Source organism: Agrobacterium sp. Azo12 (genome assembly GCF_029193765.2).
GTDB lineage: Bacteria > Pseudomonadota > Alphaproteobacteria > Rhizobiales > Rhizobiaceae > Agrobacterium.
In genome coordinates, this window is sequence record NZ_JARFYO020000001.1 from 3,391,696 (window position 1) to 3,410,583 (window position 18,888).

Annotated in this window: 18 protein-coding genes; 8 read left to right on the forward strand and 10 right to left on the reverse strand. The window is 53.5% G+C overall.

Annotated elements, in window-relative coordinates:
* The first annotated feature begins 256 nt into the window (after nucleotides 1-256).
* The gene (locus tag PYL13_RS16115) at nucleotides 257-478 is read left to right on the forward strand and encodes a DUF2934 domain-containing protein (RefSeq protein ID WP_275641981.1); all 222 of its coding nucleotides are present in this window, start codon (nucleotides 257-259) and stop codon (nucleotides 476-478) included.
* Nucleotides 479-525: 47 nt separating this feature from the next.
* Here PYL13_RS16115 and PYL13_RS16120 read toward each other — a convergent pair whose 3' ends face one another.
* A complete protein-coding gene (locus PYL13_RS16120) occupies nucleotides 526-1,767 on the reverse strand; it encodes a saccharopine dehydrogenase family protein (protein ID WP_275641982.1) in 1,242 nt (413 codons plus the stop codon).
* A gap of 83 nt (nucleotides 1,768-1,850) precedes the next feature.
* Nucleotides 1,851-2,948, reverse strand: coding sequence for a carboxynorspermidine decarboxylase (nspC, locus tag PYL13_RS16125; protein ID WP_259142294.1), 1,098 nt, complete (start codon nucleotides 2,946-2,948; stop codon nucleotides 1,851-1,853).
* Between the two features lie 376 nt (nucleotides 2,949-3,324).
* Between nspC and PYL13_RS16130 the strand changes: the two genes are divergently transcribed.
* The 3 genes from PYL13_RS16130 to galE all read left to right on the forward strand — a co-directional run bounded on the left by PYL13_RS16130 (nucleotide 3,325) and on the right by galE (nucleotide 5,203).
* A complete protein-coding gene (locus PYL13_RS16130; protein WP_275641983.1) occupies nucleotides 3,325-3,666 on the forward strand; it encodes a DUF883 family protein in 342 nt (113 codons plus the stop codon).
* A gap of 8 nt (nucleotides 3,667-3,674) precedes the next feature.
* On the forward strand, nucleotides 3,675-4,091 hold the full coding sequence (locus PYL13_RS16135) for a hypothetical protein (protein WP_250982318.1): 417 nt from the start codon (nucleotides 3,675-3,677) through the stop codon (nucleotides 4,089-4,091).
* Between the two features lie 134 nt (nucleotides 4,092-4,225).
* Nucleotides 4,226-5,203: a UDP-glucose 4-epimerase GalE gene (gene galE, locus PYL13_RS16140; RefSeq protein WP_259142262.1), complete on the forward strand. Its 978-nt coding sequence runs from the start codon at nucleotides 4,226-4,228 to the stop codon at nucleotides 5,201-5,203.
* A gap of 74 nt (nucleotides 5,204-5,277) precedes the next feature.
* Here the strand turns inward: galE and PYL13_RS16145 are convergent, their stop codons facing one another.
* Nucleotides 5,278-5,859 carry a PRC-barrel domain-containing protein gene (locus tag PYL13_RS16145; protein ID WP_275641984.1) on the reverse strand — a complete coding sequence of 194 codons (582 nt, stop codon included), beginning with the start codon at nucleotides 5,857-5,859 and terminating at the stop codon, nucleotides 5,278-5,280.
* Between the two features lie 283 nt (nucleotides 5,860-6,142).
* Between PYL13_RS16145 and PYL13_RS16150 the strand changes: the two genes are divergently transcribed.
* Nucleotides 6,143-7,837 carry a sensor histidine kinase gene (locus PYL13_RS16150; RefSeq protein ID WP_275641985.1) on the forward strand — a complete coding sequence of 565 codons (1,695 nt, stop codon included), beginning with the start codon at nucleotides 6,143-6,145 and terminating at the stop codon, nucleotides 7,835-7,837.
* Nucleotides 7,838-8,089: 252 nt separating this feature from the next.
* On the opposite strand, the gene PYL13_RS16155 is transcribed toward PYL13_RS16150, so the two are convergent.
* Together PYL13_RS16155 and PYL13_RS16160 are read right to left on the reverse strand one after the other, a co-directional pair.
* Nucleotides 8,090-9,079, reverse strand: a complete 990-nt coding sequence (locus PYL13_RS16155) for a sensor histidine kinase (protein ID WP_250982322.1) — start codon at nucleotides 9,077-9,079, stop codon at nucleotides 8,090-8,092.
* 108 nt (nucleotides 9,080-9,187) lie between these two features.
* Entirely contained in the window at nucleotides 9,188-9,982 is a 795-nt protein-coding gene (locus PYL13_RS16160; RefSeq protein ID WP_275641986.1) for a response regulator, read from the reverse strand.
* A 139-nt stretch (nucleotides 9,983-10,121) separates the two neighbouring features.
* On the opposite strand from PYL13_RS16160, the gene PYL13_RS16165 reads away from it, so the two are divergent.
* Both PYL13_RS16165 and PYL13_RS16170 read left to right on the forward strand, forming a co-directional pair.
* Complete coding sequence (locus PYL13_RS16165) at nucleotides 10,122-10,325, forward strand: NepR family anti-sigma factor (RefSeq protein ID WP_192487968.1); 204 nt, start codon at nucleotides 10,122-10,124, stop codon at nucleotides 10,323-10,325.
* Nucleotides 10,322-10,888: a sigma-70 family RNA polymerase sigma factor gene (locus PYL13_RS16170; protein ID WP_250982323.1), complete on the forward strand. Its 567-nt coding sequence runs from the start codon at nucleotides 10,322-10,324 to the stop codon at nucleotides 10,886-10,888. Before PYL13_RS16165 ends, PYL13_RS16170 begins: the two co-directional genes overlap by 4 nt.
* A gap of 69 nt (nucleotides 10,889-10,957) precedes the next feature.
* Here PYL13_RS16170 and PYL13_RS16175 read toward each other — a convergent pair whose 3' ends face one another.
* Nucleotides 10,958-11,428, reverse strand: a complete 471-nt coding sequence (locus PYL13_RS16175) for an Lrp/AsnC family transcriptional regulator (protein WP_192487966.1) — start codon at nucleotides 11,426-11,428, stop codon at nucleotides 10,958-10,960.
* Between the two features lie 176 nt (nucleotides 11,429-11,604).
* Here PYL13_RS16175 and putA point away from each other — a divergent pair, with 176 nt between their 5' ends.
* A complete protein-coding gene (gene putA, locus PYL13_RS16180; protein ID WP_441296650.1) occupies nucleotides 11,605-15,294 on the forward strand; it encodes a trifunctional transcriptional regulator/proline dehydrogenase/L-glutamate gamma-semialdehyde dehydrogenase in 3,690 nt (1,229 codons plus the stop codon).
* A 92-nt stretch (nucleotides 15,295-15,386) separates the two neighbouring features.
* Here putA and PYL13_RS16185 read toward each other — a convergent pair whose 3' ends face one another.
* From PYL13_RS16185 to PYL13_RS16200, 4 genes are read right to left on the reverse strand one after another with little or no spacing between them, the layout of a single operon-like run.
* On the reverse strand, nucleotides 15,387-16,166 hold the full coding sequence (locus PYL13_RS16185; protein ID WP_275641987.1) for a carbon-nitrogen hydrolase family protein: 780 nt from the start codon (nucleotides 16,164-16,166) through the stop codon (nucleotides 15,387-15,389).
* A gap of 5 nt (nucleotides 16,167-16,171) precedes the next feature.
* A complete protein-coding gene (locus PYL13_RS16190; protein ID WP_192487963.1) occupies nucleotides 16,172-16,972 on the reverse strand; it encodes an ABC transporter permease in 801 nt (266 codons plus the stop codon).
* Nucleotides 16,969-17,823 carry an ABC transporter permease gene (locus PYL13_RS16195; protein WP_250982325.1) on the reverse strand — a complete coding sequence of 285 codons (855 nt, stop codon included), beginning with the start codon at nucleotides 17,821-17,823 and terminating at the stop codon, nucleotides 16,969-16,971. The genes PYL13_RS16190 and PYL13_RS16195 overlap by 4 nt, the downstream gene beginning before the upstream one ends.
* Nucleotides 17,820-18,857, reverse strand: a complete 1,038-nt coding sequence (locus PYL13_RS16200; protein WP_275641988.1) for an ABC transporter ATP-binding protein — start codon at nucleotides 18,855-18,857, stop codon at nucleotides 17,820-17,822. Before PYL13_RS16200 ends, PYL13_RS16195 begins: the two co-directional genes overlap by 4 nt.
* Nucleotides 18,858-18,888 lie beyond the last annotated feature (31 nt).

Genomic DNA, 18,888 nt, shown 5'->3' on the forward strand with positions numbered 1-18,888 from the left:
AAAGTACATTTTACAGGTGGCAATGCATTGATAAACACCAATGCCGGTCCAGGATCGATACAACCTTCGTCCCAAAAATCGCATGGATTTGACAAATGGCAACCATGGCGTTCTTGCAGCGCAGCAAGAACGCTTGACGCCTGCCGAATCATGCCTTGTAATGACCTCTCAGATTGCCGGCGCAATCCCTGTCCAGCGTCCTGCCGGCCATGCGTATCGCGTTGCACAAGCAACGATCATCAACAGGAGATTTGAAATGCAGTCTTCGGAATACGAATGGATCAGCAAGCGTGCCTACACCCTGTGGGAGGCAGAAGGACATCCAAATGGCAGGGATGCCGAACATTGGGGCCAGGCGACCCGGGAGTTTAAACTCTTGAACGAGTCCACCGCCACCCATCCGGCCGTCAAAAGAAAAACCAAGGCAAAGGCTGCCGCGCCTGCCAAACCGAAAAAGATAAAGGTTCCCGCCGAATAGGCCATTAAAAAAGCCCCGCAATTGCGGGGCTTTCTTTTTGTCTATCTTCAAGAGAAGTCCAGCGCGCGATCGCCGTTCTCATCCTTGATGCGCGTCGGCAGGCCGATACGGTTCAGGATGTCGAGGAATGGCTGCGGCGGCAGTTCTTCCACGTTCGCCATCTGCTTCACATCCCATTCACCAGTCGCAATCAACATCGCTGCAGCAACTGGCGGCACGCCAGCAGTGTAGGAAATGCCCTGACTGCCGACTTCTTTATAGGCTTCCTTGTGGTCAGCCACGTTGTAAATGAAGACTTCGCGTTCCTTGCCGTCCTTGGTGCCCTTGACGATATCGCCAATGCAGGTCTTGCCGACATAATCAGGTGCAAGCGATGACGGATCAGGCAAAACGGCCTTGACCACCTTCAGCGGCACAACTTCAAGACCTTCAGCGGTCTTAACCGGCTTTTCAGACAGAAGACCAAGGTTGTTCAGTACGGTAAAGACGTTGATGTAGTGATCACCAAAGCCCATCCAGAAACGGACATCGGCGCCGTCCATGTTCTTGGAAAGCGAATGCACTTCGTCATGGCCAGTCATGTAGGCTTTTTGCTTGCCAACAACAGGCAGGTCAAATTCCTGACCAACCTCGAACATCTTGTTGGTCTGCCACTGCTGGTTCTGCCAGGAGTAAACAACGCCCGTAAACTCGCGGAAGTTGATCTCCGGATCAAAGTTGGTGGAGAACCAGCGACCATGGCTGCCAGCGTTGATATCAACGATATCAACCGAGGTCACCTTGTCGAAATATTCATCCTTGGCAAGACGTGCATAGGCGTTCACGACACCCGGGTCGAAACCAACGCCGAGAATGGCAGTGATACCTTTTTCCTTACACTCTGCGGCGCGCTTCCACTCGTAGTTTCCGTACCACGGTGGTGCTTCGCAGATTTTACCCGGATCTTCGTGGATTGCAGTATCCATATAGGCAACACCTGCATCCATACAGGCGCGAAGAACGGACATGTTCACGAAAGCCGAACCGACGTTGATAACAATCTCAACACGGGTTTTCTCTATCAAGGCTTTTGTTGCCTCAACATCCATAGCGTCAAGCGCATGGGCCTCAAGCTTCACCTCGGTTTTGAGGCTCTTCTTCTCGCGTACGGATTCGACAATCTTGCGGCACTTTTCAACGGTGCGTGACGCAATATGAATGTCTCCCAATACATCGCTGTTCTGGGCGCACTTATGCGCCACGACCTGTGCCACGCCACCGGCGCCGATGATGAGAACGTTCTTCTTCATTTCAGGTGATGCCTCCTTTTCCCCACGGGGATAAGATACTGTTGGATTAGGTTTTACAGGAGCTGCCCTTATCACAGCTCATGTTATGAAAGACTTTGCTCGTAATCGGCAAAATCAAATTCACGGACCGAACGGAGCGAGCCATCCAGTTCCTTGATGACGATGGCCGGCATTTTCACGCCATTGAACCAGTTCTTTTTGACCATAGTATAGCCAGCAGCGTCCTGGAACGAAATCCGGTCGCCGATCTTGAGCTCGGAGCCAAAACGGAACTCCCCGAATATATCGCCGGCGAGGCAGGACTTACCGCAGACCATAACGCTGTGATCGCCTTCATTTGGCGTTACCTTGGCATTTTCGCGGTAGATCAACAGATCGAGCATATGGGCTTCGATCGAGCTGTCGACAATTGCCAGGTTTTTGCCGTTATAAAGCGTATCGAGAACCGTCACTTCAAGCGTCGTGCTCTTGGTGATCGAAGCCTCGCCTGGCTCCAGATAAACCTGCACGTCGTATTTTTGCGAGAACGCCTTGAGGCGGTCACAGAATGCATCGATCGGGTAACCTTCGCCGGTAAAGTGGATGCCACCACCAAGGCTTACCCATTCGGCGCGAGAAAGCAGCGTTCCAAACTTTTCCTCGATCTGCGTCAACATGCGGTCAAACAGCGCAAAATCATTGTTTTCGCAGTTGTTGTGGATCATGAAGCCGGAGATCCGATCCATGACCTTCTCGACCTTGGCGACGTCCCACTCACCGAGACGGCTGAACGGACGGGCCGGGTCCGCCAGATCAAAACTGGACGAGCTGACCTGAGGATTGAGGCGAAGTCCGCGCGTGATACCAGCAGCCTTGTCAGCAAAACGCTCAAGCTGGCTGATCGAGTTAAAAATAATTTTGTCAGCATGCGAGATGACTTCATCGATCTCGTAATCGGCATAGGCCACGCTGTAAGCATGAGTTTCGCCGCCAAACTTCTCATGGCCAAGACGAACCTCGTACAGCGATGAGGATGTCGTGCCATCCATATACTGGCTCATGAAATCGAACACCGACCATGTGGCAAAGCACTTCAACGCCAGCAAAGCCTTGGCGCCAGACTTCTCCCGCACATAGGCAATCTTCTCCATGTTCTGGAGCAGTCTGGACTTGTCGATCATGTAATAAGGTGTCTGAATCATCGCGGCGTCACATCTTCGTCTATAGGATTTTGATGGGCCTTATATGATGCTTGTGACAGGAAAACAAATAACCACGCAGAAATGTTGTGCGTGTGCAAACCCTGTTTGCCAAAAAAAGCCGTCAACAGGCTGTCATCGCCAGCAAATTCCTTTTGTCATGGAACAATATGCAGTCTCGAGCTGTTTAAAGCCGTAGTTGGTAAAGTTGGCGTGAAGCGTACCTGCGAGCGCCCTAATGGAGATAAATATGAGAGGCATTTTTCTTTGGCTGGTGGGTATTCCTATCCCAGTCATTATCCTTCTCTACTTCTTCGGCTATATGTGAGACACGCAATAGACGTATTTTTTACAGGGCAACAACTGAAAGGGACAACACATGGCTGGACCACGCAACGTGAATGAAAAGATCGATCAGGCGCTCGAAAATGAGAATGTTGCGGAGATTGCCGAGCAACTCGCACGCTTGCGAGAAGACCTTGCCGGCCTCGCCAAAAGTGTGAAAGCGCTTGGCGTTGATGCAACAGATGAGATCAAAGCGCAGGCAAGTCGTGTCACAGATGAGGCAATCAACGCCTCCACCCAAGCAGCGCAAAATGTTCGCGACGAGTTTTCCGCCCTCAACCAGAGCCTGACAGAACAGGTGCAAAAAAAGCCCCTGCAGTCTATTGGCATTGCTGTTGCGGTCGGCTTTTTGCTTGCCGTTATCAACCGTCGCTAATAATCGCCATGCTCCAAACCCTTCTCGTTTACCTCAGCGACAGCCAGCGTGAGGGCAGAGTTATAACCCGCCGCATGCGCTGCAAGGCCATGTTGTGGGCATTCTGCTTGTTCAGTTTTCTGGTCGCTCTGATCTTCGGCATCATTGCTGGCGCCATCTATCTGGCCCGGGAAATTGGCGCCGGCCCTGCAGCTTTGTTGATTGCAGGCATCGCCTTCTTGCTTGGTGTTATCGCACTGATAATCTTGGCTGTAATGAACCGGCCACGTGCCTACGGCCCTCCGCCTGGAGTGGGGCAAGTCGCCATGGCGCCGCTTGTTGTGCAGTCATTGGTTGGCAACGCCATGCAGTCCCGGCCCTATGTGACCCTAGCGGTTGCCGGTGTGTTAGCATTTCTGGCTGCGCGGCCAATCGTGCGCAAGTAACAAATCTATCCGGCTGTTATCGGACGGCCGGATACCGTTCTCCCCTAATATTGCCGTAACAACTGTCTGCGTCTCTGGCCTCGATCTGGAAACCATGCAATGAAACGCGTGGTGCAGTAATTGAGAGACAATAGATGCCAGAAAAAATTCTCGTCGTCGGTGGGGCCGGATATATTGGCTCGCACACATGCCTCCTGCTTGCAGAAAGAGGCTACGAGCCCGTAGTTTACGATAACCTTTCCAATGGACATGAAGAATTTGTGCGCTGGGGCCCATTCGAGCAGGGCGACATCAGAGACCGTGCACGCCTTGACGAGGTCATTGCAAAGCACAAGCCAAAGGCGGTGATGCATTTTGCGGCGCTGATCGAAGTTGGAGAATCTGTCAAGGAGCCGGTCGCCTTTTACGACAACAATGTCATTGGTGCACTGACCTTGCTCTCCTGCGCGCTAAATGCCGGGATCGATGCATTTGTGTTTTCGTCCACCTGCGCGACTTATGGTCTTCCGGAACGGGTGCCGCTGGATGAACAACACCCACAAGCACCGATCAATCCCTACGGCCGCACCAAGCTTATCATTGAACAAGCCTTGAAGGATTTTGGCACCTACAAAAATCTGCGGTCGGTTATCCTGCGTTACTTTAACGCAGCAGGTGCAGATTTTGAAGGCCGTATCGGCGAATGGCATACGCCGGAAACCCACGCCATTCCGTTGGCAATCGACGCAGCACTTGGCCGCCGTGAAGGTTTCAAGGTCTTCGGAACAGACTATGACACACGCGACGGCACCTGTGTTCGTGATTACATCCATGTGCTCGATCTGGCCGACGCCCATGTTCGTGCTGTCGATTATCTGCTGGCGGGAGGCTCAACCGTTGAGTTGAACCTTGGCACCGGCACGGGCACCACGGTCAAGGAATTGCTGAATACCATTTCCGACATATCCGGACGCCCATTTCCGGTGACCTATGCCGATCGTCGCGAGGGTGACTCCACCACACTGGTCGCCAATAATGACAAGGCACGCGAAGTTTTGGGTTGGGATCCACAATATACGTTAAAAGACATCATCAGCTCGGCCTGGCAATGGCATTCCACTCATAACGGCTGAAATGTCTCTGATAGACAGGCAACAAAAAAGGCGATGCTAACAGCATCGCCTTTTTATTTGAACTCAACTAACCATTACGGGGTGGTTGACGAGGTTGTCGAGGTATCAGGCATTGCTGGCGCCTGGGCATTCTGTGCATTACGCTTTTCTTCCAGCGTCATGAACTGTGGTGCCGCCTTCAGGGCATCAGCTGTTTCCATCGTCGTCAAACGAACGGTACCAGCTTCGGCGTCACGCGTTACAGTTACCTTGTCGATTGGCAGCGCTACGTTTTTAGCGCCAATACCAAGGAAACCACCGACACCGACGACAACTGCATCAATGCCACCGTTTTCCTGAATAATAAGGTCGGTCACGTTACCGATGCTTTCATCACCAGAGGTGTAAATCGACTTACCAATATAGTCATTGGCACTGACCTGCTGCTCAGACTGCTCGGTCAAATATTCACCCGACGCGGAAGCGGCTGTGTCTGGGGCAACAGTCGCATCAGGTGTTGCAGGAGCAACAGGAGTTGTGGGTGTAGCCGCAGGGCTTTCTACCGAAGGGCTTGCTGGAGCACCCGGGGCCGGTGTGGTTTGCGCCATCGCAAGTGGTGCGAAAGCAGTTGAACCCAACAGGGCAGCGGATGCGATCATGGTGAGTGTCTTCTTCATATCGAACCTTCCTTTCGTAACATCAAGAACTTGCAATAACCGGTATGTTCGGTTGTGTTTGCTGTTCGGTATGGAAACGGCACAAGGGCGGAGATGGTTCCTTATTTTATCGAGAAAGTTGCTCAACGCACGGAAATGTCTTTGCTTTTTCATTCTAACGCCCTAAATTTCGGGGTGTAATCATGCTTTTAAAATGATCCGGCATGACATAATGTATCACCAGTTTGGCAATCGTTCTCATCGCCTGAAAGTGAAATCAGTCGCATGACCGACAAGGAACGGGATGATCGAGAAACTCAAAGCATACCTTGGACGGTTGTTCCCGGTCGCTTCGCTAAGAGCTTATATTGTGGTGATGACCACTGTCGTCACCTTGCCGCTGATTGTTTTTACCGGCTACCTGATGTTCAAACTCGAGGCCGACGAACGTTCCGACCTGCAACGTGAAACCGTAGACGACGCCAGAGCGATAAGCCGCAGCATTGAACGCCGCCTACAGGAAATGGCAACATCCCTCAACTTGCTGGCACAGTTTCCAGAACTTGAAAGCAACGATCTTCCCGCCTTTCAGCGCCGTATTCATTCAAGCCTCGCGCAAGAAGGTCTTTACGTTATTGTCGCCACCAAAGACGGGCAGCAGAAGCTGAACACGCGCCTGCCATCAGGCGAAACGCTGGGAAAAATTCCTGAGCAGGCAGACCTCTCGAAATCGCTGTCTCAAAACCGCATAACCGTATCGAATATCTTTTTTGGCAACACCAGCAAGCAATGGGTGTTTAACGTTACATTGCCGCTACCGTCGAGACTTGCAAGCACAGGCGATGCACTGATCATGACGCAAAATGCCGCTGATCTTCGCCCGCTTATCTCGACAGAGAACCTGCCTGCTGACTGGTCTGTTGCCGTGCTGGACGATGAAGACAGGGTGATTATCTCAAGCGAACCAGGCAAGGTCGTGCCTGGAGAAGCATTTGCCGAGGAAAATCTGCTCGGCCGCATGAGCGGTTTCAGTGGCAACTTTCTCGATGATCACGGCAACGTCTTCGCCTATTCCCAGTTTCTCGGCTGGTCATGGAAAACCGTTATCTGGGGTCCGGCATCCTCTAGCCAAGTCGCATTGGTCAGCACCTGGCGCAACATGATGATAGGCAGCGTGCTGATGGTGCTGGCCGCAATCACCGGCGCCTATATCGTCGGTCGGCAACTGCGAAGCTCGATACTGGAAATAACCGATATGGCGGAGCGCATCGGCCAGGGCGAAATTGTTGCACCGGTACAGACCAAGATCACCGAAGCGAACCAGGTGGCTATTGCTCTGTCCAATGCCTCCTTCGACCGAAGTCAGGCTGAAGACCATATGTTGCTGGTTCTGCACGAGCTTGTTCATCGATCAAAAAATATCCTGACACTTGTGCAAGCGATGATGCGGCAGCTTGCGCGTGAAAACACGTCGATTGCTGATTTCCAGAGAGAGGTCGATCACAGACTGCGTGGCCTTGGTATGTCTATTCGTGCCCTGACAGAAACCCAGTGGCAGGGATTGCCAATCAAGAAATTGATCGAAACCCATCTTGATGTGTTCGGCAGTGTAAGCCAGCAAGTCGTCAACAAGGGTGAAGACTTCATGCTCTCGCCAGAGGCAGCACAGAATCTCGGATTGATCCTGCACGAATTGACAACCAACTCCATCAAGTACGGTGCGCTGTCTGTCAAAAACGGTATCGTTGAAATTGAATGGCAGCACTCTGAGAGAGATGATGGTCAGGAGATGATGACGATTTACTGGCGCGAGAAAAATGGGCCGGCGGCCGAACAACCAAGCCGTAAAGGATTTGGTTCAACCATTGTCAAACGTCATGCGGAAGGCGCGTTTTCGGGCGTTGTCTCCATGGATTACGCCACCTCTGGCTTTGCCTGGACGCTCACTGCCCCAACACGCTATTTCATCAAATCAAGCAAAACATCCGAGGCAGAATAAAAATGAAAATTTCTTGGGAACGAAATGAATGCTCACGCATTCTTTCTGCAAGCCAGGAATGTTACCCCGTCCCCCGTCATTCCCTTGGCTTATGCAGGTCCCGCCCTAAGACCTGTATAAAAAAGCCCGGTTCAGCCCCCGAACCGGGCTTTTTTTATGGCTGATTTCCTGAGTATCGATCACTTGCCCAAATGAATAACCCTCCCGCAACAAAATTGGGGAGGGCCGCAAAACTGGCAGAAGAAACCACTGTTAAATAGGGAACGTCAGACGATAGCGGATGTGGTCGGTATGAATTTCATAAACCGCCTCGCCAGCCAGAGCCGCCGGGACGACCTTTTCAAGCACAACACTGCCAAAATGGGCATTGTGTTTATGCCCCTCCGGCTTTGGTTCGATAGGCCGGTTTGAAAGTGGCTCCTCCCATAGAATTTCCAGCCGATCTTCCCCATCCGTCTGCGAACGGGTACAGTGCAAGGTAACTGGAAGATGGCTTGCCAAATTGCCGCCATGAGAGATGGTATTAACCACCAGCTCATGAAACGCCAACCCGACATAGACAGCACCATTCGGGTTCAGCAGCACATTATCGCCATGCATGCGAACCAGATGCGGATATTCCGGCAGATAGAGATTGGACTGCTGACGCAATAGGTCAAAAACCGAAGCGCCTCGCCAATCGGAATCGGTAATCAGATCCTGCGCCTGCGACAGCGCATGCAGACGCCCCCTGAACTTGCGCAGGAACTCGTCTTTCGACAGCGTAAAACGTGCCGTTTGCGAAGCAAGGCTTTGAATTATCGCCATCAGGTTCTTCGACCTGTGGCTCACTTCACGCAATAAAGAGCGCAGTAGTTGCTCACGCCTGCGTTCTGCGGTGACCTCACGGATCGTGGTTTTGATTACAAGCTGCTCACCGCGCGTGACGGTAGTGTAGGCAGCAAACTGGAAAATCCGGTCTTCGCCCGCATTCACCTCCAGCATACCGCTGGCACCGGACACGTTGAGCCCTTGCTTCAAATCTGAAAGCCGAAGGGCCAACTCCGATCCAAAAAGATTTTCATCAGTCGGTTCGCACCCGGCGGGAACCTGCCAAAGATCCGGGAGATTGGCTATGAAGATGTAGTTTGAGGAACAATCCTGAAGCATGACAGTCTCGCCGGAATCCAGCAGAGCGAGTATCAGCGATTCACGTAATTCCTGCTCATCCTGCCCAGGCGTGTACCAAGCCAGACGGTGCACTCATGATCTCCTTAAACAATGTCACAACAACCGCTTCGCGAAGGTTGTGACGAACACCATGTCCGGGGAAGAGCCTTACCCTTCCCCCGTCATGACTGGACAAATCACCTATGCAGCAGCACGTGAATTTTCATTAAAGAAGAGCGCCTGACTGATCAGTGCCTTCACCATATCTGGGTTGAATGGCTTGGTAACCAGGAAGGTCGGTTCTGGCCGTTCGCCAGTCAGCAGTCGCTCCGGGAATGCCGTGATGAAGATAACTGGCAGCGACGTGGACTGCAGTATTTCATTCATCGCTTCAAGACCGGAACTTCCGTCGGCCAGCTGGATATCTGCAAGAACCATCTTTGGACGGGTGGTCTTGAACAGCTCGATGGCTTCTTTGTGGGTACGAGCAATGCCGGTAACATTGTGACCGAGGTCTGTCACCATTTGCTCGATATCCATGGCGATCAAAGGCTCATCTTCGATGATCATGATATCGGTTGCCACTTGGCGGGCGATTTCCGATGCGGCTGTGTCGATCAGTTCGCCGAGCTTCTTTTCCGAAACCTGAATAATTTCCGCAGCTTCACTGGCGCTGAACTCTTCCACTGTGGTTAGCAGAAATGCCAGCCTTGGAAGAGGCGGCAGTGCTGCCAAATTGGCAGAGGCCTGCTTTTCCCAACCACTCAGTGGTTCTTCGGGGTTTATATTGATGCTAACGGAACCAAAAATAGAGACAAACAATTGATAGACTGAAACTCTGTCGCCGCTGGTCTTGGGATAAATACTGACATCGGCGATCAAGGCCTCGAGGCTCGCAGCAACATAGGCATCACCTGTGGTCTGGGAACCGCAAACGGCTCTCGCAAACCTGCGTAAATAAGGCAGATGAGGCGCTATACGAGTGGAAACTGACATTAATAATTCTCCCCTTACATGCGATTTGCCCTGCAAATCCGTGTGTAAACACAACACTTAAAAAAAAGTTCCACACTGCCGGAACTCTTTTTTGCTTGCCGCATTTTATTGTACGGCGATGAAAGGACTACTTTAAGTTATGAGTGATTTTCAGACAGATGATGATATTGCAGGAAAGGCGGATGGACCAGTTGTTCCAGCCTCCGGACGTACTGTTATTTCCCGCAAGTTAAGAGAACTCTACGACACTGTTCAAGACGAAGGTATTCCGGACAAATTTCTCGATCTGCTGGAAAAGCTGGATGAAGCCGAGCGTAACGCCGGTACATCGGAGGCGCGATGACCGGTTCCTCGGATCAGAACGAGCGCGACTTCAAGCGTGAAATGCTTGCTGCGCTGCCAAACTTGCGTGCCTTCGCCATTTCCCTGATTAGATCGCGCGATCGCGCAGATGATCTAGTTCAGGACACCATCATGAAAGCCTGGGCAAAACAGGACAGCTATCAACCTGGCACCAATATGCGTGCTTGGCTTGTCACCATTTTGCGCAATGAATTTTACAGCCAGATCAGAAAATCAGGCCGTGAAGTCCAGGACACCGACGGTGCTTTCACATCCAAGCTTTCAGTGCCACCAGAACAGAACGGTTCAGTAGACCTCCAGGATTTCAAGCAGGCACTTGCCTTGCTGCCGGATGACCAGCGTGAAGCCATTCTGCTGGTTGGTGCATCAGGTTTTGCCTATGAAGAAGCCGCCGAAATTTGCGGCTGCCCTGTTGGCACCATCAAAAGCCGTGTAAGCCGCGCGCGTCTGCGCCTGCAGGAACTGCTCGGCATTGAGGATGAGCGGGAGTTTGGGCCGGATGCCCAGATGACTGCGGTTACCACAAGCGCTATCATTCGCTGATATCGAGGCTTGAGAGTTCAACACTCTCAAGCCTTTTCCTTTTGCATGAAAACCACAGGCGCTTGCGCCTTAAATACCCGTGTCCTTCACGGACTGCATCACGACATAGGTCGATGTATTGGAAACGGATGGAAGGCTGGAGATTTTTTCACCCAGCACCCTGCGATATTTGCGAATATCCGTTGTTCTGACTTTGAGAAGATAATCGAACGAGCCCGCGATCATGTGGCATTCTTCGACTTCCTTGATTTTTCGTACAGCCGAGTTGAAATCCTCAAGCGCCTTTTCGCGGGTGTCGGACAATTTCACTTCAGTAAAGGCAATATGTTCAAGTCCAAGCTTGGCCGGATTAAGTGTTGCGCGAAAACCCAGAATATATCCGTCTTCGATCAGTCTTTTAAGTCGCGCCTGACACGGCGTTTTCGACAGGCCGACCTGTTTCGACAACTGCAAAACCGACATGCGGCCATCATCGCTGAGAGCTTCGAGGATCTTCATATCGAACTGATCCAAATCGCCTGATTTTACGCCTTGAACCATCAATATAGACTTTCATTATGATTTAATAAGACTGTTTTGCCTATTTTATTGCAAAAATAAGGACAATGCAATTTCCTGCGAAATGTTATGTTCTCAGCAGAGAAAAGGTGCGCGAAATATTTCTGTGCACCTTTGCAAAAACGATTTCATGCATTGAGAATTGGAAGGACGAACCGATGGCGGATGTCACAGGCAGCATGGGTGTGAATGGAAATACGACTGCTCAAGGCGTCTTCGAGCGGTTTGCACCGCCTGTACGCGAGCAGAATGCATACCGTCAGGCCATTACCCAGGCTTATCGCCGCTCTGAGCAGGACTGCATTGCTCCTCTTCTGGAACGCGCCACTGTTACCGAACAGTCGGGACAAGAAATCCGCTCCATCGCCCGCAAGCTGATTGAAGCCCTGCGCTCCAAGGCAAAAGGCACCGGCGTGGAAGGTCTGGTGCAGGAGTATTCGCTGTCCAGTCAAGAAGGCGTGGCGCTGATGTGTCTGGCAGAAGCGTTGCTGCGCATTCCCGACACCGCAACCCGTGACGCACTGATCCGTGACAAGATTGCCAATGGTGACTGGAAGTCTCACATCGGTGGCGGTCGCTCGCTGTTCGTCAATGCCGCCACATGGGGTCTGGTGATCACCGGCAAATTGACATCGACCGTCAACGATACTGGTCTTTCCTCCGCCCTCACCCGTCTGATCGCCCGCGCGGGCGAACCAGTCATTCGTCGTGGCGTCGATATGGCGATGCGCATGATGGGCGAACAGTTCGTGACCGGCCAGACGATTGGCGAAGCCATCCAGCGTTCCAAGCCCTATGAAGCAAAGGGCTTCCAGTATTCCTACGACATGCTGGGCGAAGCAGCCACAACCGGCAAGGATGCTGAGCGCTATTACAAGGATTATGAGGCAGCCATCCATGCCATCGGCAAGGCATCTGCCGGCCGTGGGGTTTATGGTGGGCCTGGCATTTCCATCAAGCTTTCCGCACTGCATCCACGTTATTCGCGCTCGCAGGCAGACCGCGTCATGGCTGAACTGCTGCCACGCGTCAAAGCGCTGATGGTGATGGCGAAAAACTACGACATCGGCCTCAATATCGACGCCGAAGAAGCAGACCGCCTGGAGCTTTCGCTCGACCTCTTGGAATCGCTGGCGCTTGATCCTGATCTCGGTAACTGGGAAGGTCTGGGCTTCGTCGTGCAGGCCTATGGTCGCCGCTGCCCGTTTGTCCTCGATTACATCATCGATCTTGCCCGTCGCTCAAACCGCCGTATCATGGTGCGTCTCGTCAAGGGCGCTTACTGGGATGCGGAAATTAAGCGTGCGCAACTGGATGGTCTGGATGACTTCCCCGTTTACACCCGCAAGATCCACACCGACGTGTCGTACATTGCTTGCTCGCGCAAGCTGCTTGCTGCACGCGACGTGATCTTCCCGCAATTTGCCACGCACAACGCTCAGACAATGGCGACCGTCTACCACCTGGCCGGGCCGGACTTCAAAATTGGCGATTATGAATTCCAGTGCCTGCATGGCATGGGTGAGCCGCTTTACAGTGAAGTTGTCGGCAAGGACAAACTTGACCGTCCGTGCCGTTTCTACGCACCTGTCGGAACGCATGAAACCCTACTCGCCTATCTCGTTCGCCGTCTTCTTGAAAACGGCGCCAACTCGTCCTTCGTTAACCGTATTGCCGATCCCGCTGTACCGGTCGATGACCTGCTGACCGACCCGGTTGCCATTGTGAAGGCAATGCCGGTTCCGGGTGCTCAGCATGACAAGATTTCGAGCCCAGCCGGCCTGTACGGCACAGAGCGCCGCAACTCCGACGGCATTGACCTTGCCAACGAAAACTCTCTGTCGGTATTGAGTGCCGCACTGACGGAAAGTGCCGCCATGCAGTGGACGGCGGCTTTCCCGGCATCGACGGGTGCAAGCCGACCGGTTTTGAACCCTGGCGACCACACCGATATCGTCGGCTACGTGACCGAACCGTCCGAAGCTGACGTCAAGCAGGCATTCGAGGCTGCCACCGCGTCCAATTGGCCAAACCTGCCAGTCGCAGAACGTGCAGTAATCATCGAACGCGCTGCTGATCTGATGCAGGCAAAAATGCCAATATTGCTTGGCCTGATTGTGCGCGAAGCAGGAAAGTCCCTGCCCAACGCCATTGCAGAAGTGCGCGAGGCCATCGACTTCCTGCGTTATTACGCGGAAGAAGCCCGCAACAACTTTGCAAGCGAACAGAAGGCACTCGGTCCAATCGTCTGCATCAGCCCGTGGAACTTCCCGCTGGCGATTTTCATCGGTCAGGTGACTGCAGCATTGGTCGCGGGAAATCCGGTTCTCGCAAAGCCAGCGGAAGAAACCCCGCTGATCGCCGCCGAAGGCATCCGCCTTTTGCATGAAGCAGGCGTACCGGCCGATGCCGTCCAGCTGATGCCTGGCGACGGCAAAACTGGTGCTGCCCTCGTTGGTGCGCCGCAGACAGCTGGTGTCATGTTCACCGGCTCCACCGAAGTTGCCCGCCTTATCCAGAGCCAGCTTGCAACGCGCGTATCGGCAGGCAACCGCCCAATTCCGTTGATTGCGGAAACCGGTGGCCAGAATGCCATGATCGTCGACTCCTCTGCCCTTGCAGAGCAGGTTGTCTTCGACGTGATTGCTTCTGCCTTCGACAGCGCCGGTCAGCGTTGCTCGGCACTGCGTGTCTTGTGCTTGCAGGAAGATGTGGCGGACCGCACGCTGACCATGCTGAAGGGTGCGTTGCACGAACTCAGCATCGGCCGTACCGACCGTCTGTCCGTGGATGTCGGCCCTGTTATCACTGCTGAAGCCAAGGGCATCATTGAAAGCCACATTGAGGGCATGCGTTCGATTGGCAATCGTATCGAACAGATCGAACTGGCTGGCGAAACTGGCAAGGGTACATTCGTACCGCCGACCATCATCGAGTTGAAAAACCTGTCCGACCTCAAGCGCGAAGTGTTTGGTCCGGTTCTGCACGTCATTCGCTTCAAGCGCGACAACCTCGACAAGCTGATCGATGACATCAACGCAACCGGTTATGGCCTGACATTCGGCCTTCATACCCGCCTTGATGAAACCATCGCCCATGTCCTGTCTCGCGTGAAGGCAGGCAACCTCTACGTCAACCGTAACATCATCGGCGCGGTCGTCGGTGTGCAGCCATTCGGTGGTCGCGGTCTGTCTGGCACCGGTCCTAAGGCAGGTGGACCACTTTACCTTGGCCGTCTGTCGACCAAGGCACCGGTCTTTGCAGAAAAGCACAACGGTAAAGCCGATCCGGCGATTGCCGAAATTGCAAAGTGGCTGGATAGCAAGGGCAAGACATCAGCCGCCGCCAATGCCCGCAAAACCGCAGACCTGTCCGCCGTCGGTTTTGAAACCGAACTGGAAGGCCCGGTTGGCGAACGCAACGTCTATGCTCTGCATCCGCGCGGTCGCATCCTGCTGGTTCCGGAAACTGAAAGCGGTCTCTACCAGCAACTGTCGGCAGCATTGGCAACAGGTAACAACGTGGTCATTGATACGGCTGCAAACCTGCAGCCATCGCTTTCCGGCGTGCCGCAGGCGATCGCAAATCGCGTCACATGGTCTGCAGACTGGAAAAACGCAGGACCATTTGCTGGCGCACTGGTTGAAGGCAATGTCGACAAGATCAAGCAGACCAACGGGCTTATTGCCGCCCTGCCTGGCCCGCTTGTTCTCGTGCAGTCCGCATCGAGCGATGAACTGGCCGGTGAAGAGCAGGCCTATTGCCTGAACTGGCTGGTTGAAGAAGTGTCTGTCAGCGTCAACACCACAGCTGCCGGCGGCAACGCCAGCCTGATGTCAATCGGCTGACACCACAAAAATAAAGCACGTTGCTCAGATCACCTGAAGCAACGTGCTTCCTTCCGTAACCCGGCAGATGCTTGAAGCTTCTGTCGGGTTGTTTATGTGAGCGAAACGAGATCGCGCAGATAGGTATTTTCCTGTCGGGACTGCGCGTAGGCCCCGGGCTCTATCTCCGCGTAAAGAAGGGCGTCATTGTCCGCGGACGCCTGCGCGAGGAATTGGCCGTCCGGCGCTGCAATGCAGGATAGTCCGGCATAATCAAAGGCGCCGTCGCTCCCGGAGTGATTGACGTAAGCAACATAAACCTGGTTTTCATAGGCACGTGTGCGGATCATGGTCTGGGCAATAAAGCTGCCCGACGCCCCCTTGGGCAAGGCTGTCGGCACCACCACCAGCTCAGCGCCGACAAGTGCAAGACGGCGGACATTTTCTGGAAACTCGACATCGTAGCAGATGAGCATACCGAAGGTGATGCCACCATGCTCAACGAGCACAGCCGATGGTTTTTCGGCACAAAACAGGCCGCGTTCGTATTCGCCATAAAGGTGGGATTTTCGATAGATGCGGCTATCGCCCTTTTCATCAACAAAGATCGCGCTGTTATAAACCTTGTCCCCGGCACGTTCTGCAAACCCCGCCACAACGGCAATCGAATAGACGCTCGCAATCTCTGCCAAGCGTTGTTCAATCTCGCCATCGGCCGGAGATGCCAGTGACGCCATGGCTTCGCCAGCCCCGTAACCGGTGACAGCAAGTTCCGGTGCAATCAGCAATGAGGCACCCTGCGAGGCTGCCTCCTTTGCTGCCTGTTCAATACGCGCCAGATTGGCAGAAACATCTGCCAAAACCGACTGCATCTGCAAAGCTGCGATCTTCATGACACTCACTTGTCGTTGGAGGACATGGCACCCAGAAGTTTCGGCAAGTCACCGAACCGCGCCACCAGACCAAAGACCACAGCTGCAATTGTCAGGAACAACACGGTCACCGAGGCCATGGTCGGTGTGTAGCCGTAACGCAATGCATTGAAGATCTTGATCGGCAGGGTTTCCATGGTGAAACCGACAGTCATATAGGCGACGATATATTCGTTGAGCGACAGCACGAATGCGAAGGCATAACCCGACACGAGATAGGGCAGGATCAATGGCAATACTACAGTCCTGAAGATGGTGCGGTCATTGGCGCCCATCGTCGATGCAGCCTCAACCAGCGAGCGGTCGATCGAGGAAAATCCCAGTGAAATCGTCACCAGCGGCAGTGTCACAAAAAAGATGGCGTGACTGATAACGGCCGTCCATGGTTGGCCATAAAAGCCTGTTGTTGCCCAGAAGGTCAAAAGGCCAAGCGCTGTGATAACTGGTGGCAGCGTAAATGGCGCAACACCTAGCACCTGAAAAATATTTGCCCATGGCGCGATACGACGCCACAGAAACCACGCCAGCGGCAAAGCGATCAACAACGCAAGTGCAGCCGAAAGAGCAGCCAGCGTTACCGATGCAAACAGCGCGTTACGCCATTCGACATTGGTAAAAATTTCGCCATACCACGACAGTGAAAAACCCTGCGGCGGAAATGCCAGCGTCTGTTTTTCATTGACGGACACGCCGGCAACCACAATCAGCGGCATTGCCAGAAACAGGCCGAAAAGCGTGAAGAACAGGCGTTTCAGAAACGTGGTCATGCCGCCTCTCCTTTACGTCCCAGAAACAGCGTCAAGCCGACAAGTCCAAGGGTTACGAGAACAAGAAATACCGCCATGGCCGCTGCAAATGGCATGTTGGATTGATAGATCGCCTGATCTGTAATCAGCACCGACAAGGTCCAGTGCTGCGGACGGCCGAGCAACTGAGGCAGCAGATAACAACCGAGCGCAAAGATGAACACCATGATCGAAGTTGCCATGATCGTGCTTCTGAGCGCTGGCACCACGACTGTGAAGAATGCCTTGATCGGTGAAGCACCAAGCGTGCGCGCAGCCTCGGTCAATGTCGGATCAAGCCGCACAAGTGCGGGATAAAGCACCAGAACGGTGTAAGGCAGTGCCTGGTAGACAATACCTGTCAATACAGCGCCAAAACTCGGGGTCAGAGCCTTTGCCTGCTCCATTAACCCGATCGCCACAAACAGGTTAGTGATACCGGCGGTGCGCGAAAACAGCGTTGACCATGCAAAGCCGATCATGACTTCAGACAGCGACAACACCGACAACAGTGTCACCAGCCACAGTACCTGCACTTTTCGCGCCGAGCGCGACAGCAGGTAGGTGAAGGGCACGGCAATCACCACGCAGCAAATGGCGACAAGCACCGCAAGCATCAGTGAAAAGCCAAGCACACGCCCGAAAAACAGGCTCATGAACCGGGCATAATTGTCGAGAACGAAGGCCGGTTCGTAAAACGCCCCCTGCAAGCGTTGAAAAAACGAGACCGAAATCATCGTGCCAAACGGAACGACGAAGAAAATGATCAGCATCAGGGCTGGAAACAGCAGCGGCCCGTAATCGGTCAGTTTTTGCGGCGCTTCCCGTCTCATGATTTCAATACCACGCAGACGTCAGCGCCGAGCTTCACGCCGACAGTTTGTCCGACAGTAACCTGAGGACGGGCGCTCGGTGTCGACACGGCAACAATCTGCTTACCGCCCGCCTCGACGAACGTTTCGATCGTACCACCAAGATCTCGCACAAAGGTAACGGTTCCGGATATCGTGCCCTGACCAGGCGCCGTCAGTTCGACATCTTCCGGGCGCACCGAAATTACGCCCTTTGACAGACCGGACGAAAGCGCCAATCCCTCTACAGCTTCGCCAAGCACAACAGCACGGCCAGCACTGTCGGCGGAAAAATCAATGAGGTTGGTCATGCCGATAAAGTCGGCAACGAAGGTATCGGCCGGTTTACGATAGACATCGACCGGAGCAGCAGCCTGGCGTATTTCGCCGCCATTCATCACCACAACCGTGTCGGCCATGGTCATCGCTTCGCGCTGATCATGTGTTACCACAATGGTGGTAATGCCCAGACGCTGCTGAAGCTGGCGCAGTTCAACCTGCATCGCCTCACGCAATTTCGCGTCCAGCGCCGACAGGGGTTCATCCAGTAGAAAAAGCTTTGGCGAAATTGTTAGGGCACGGGCAATGGCGACGCGCTGGCGCTGGCCGCCAGATAGTTTGGAAACGGGGCGATCGGCGTAACCGGGCAGATGGATCATCGCCAGCAGCTCGTCAACGCGCTTTTTCTGCTCTTCCCTGCCAGCACCACGGATGCGCAACGGGTAGGCGATATTTTCGCCCACCGTCAGATGCGGAAACAGGGCCAGCGACTGGAACACCATGCCAAGGTCGCGTTTGTGCGTCGGCACGGTTGTAATGTCATCACCATCAAGACGGATCGTGCCGCTGGTTGGCAAATCCAACCCGGCGATCATACGCATTAATGTCGTTTTTCCGCAGCCGGAAGGGCCAAGCAGACAGACGAATGTGCCGTGCGGAACATTCAGGCTGACGCCATTCACGGCCGTGAAGTTGCCGAATTGCTTGACGATATTATTCAGGGCCAGACCGGACATACATTCCCCGTTTATTTTTTTTGAAAGCCGA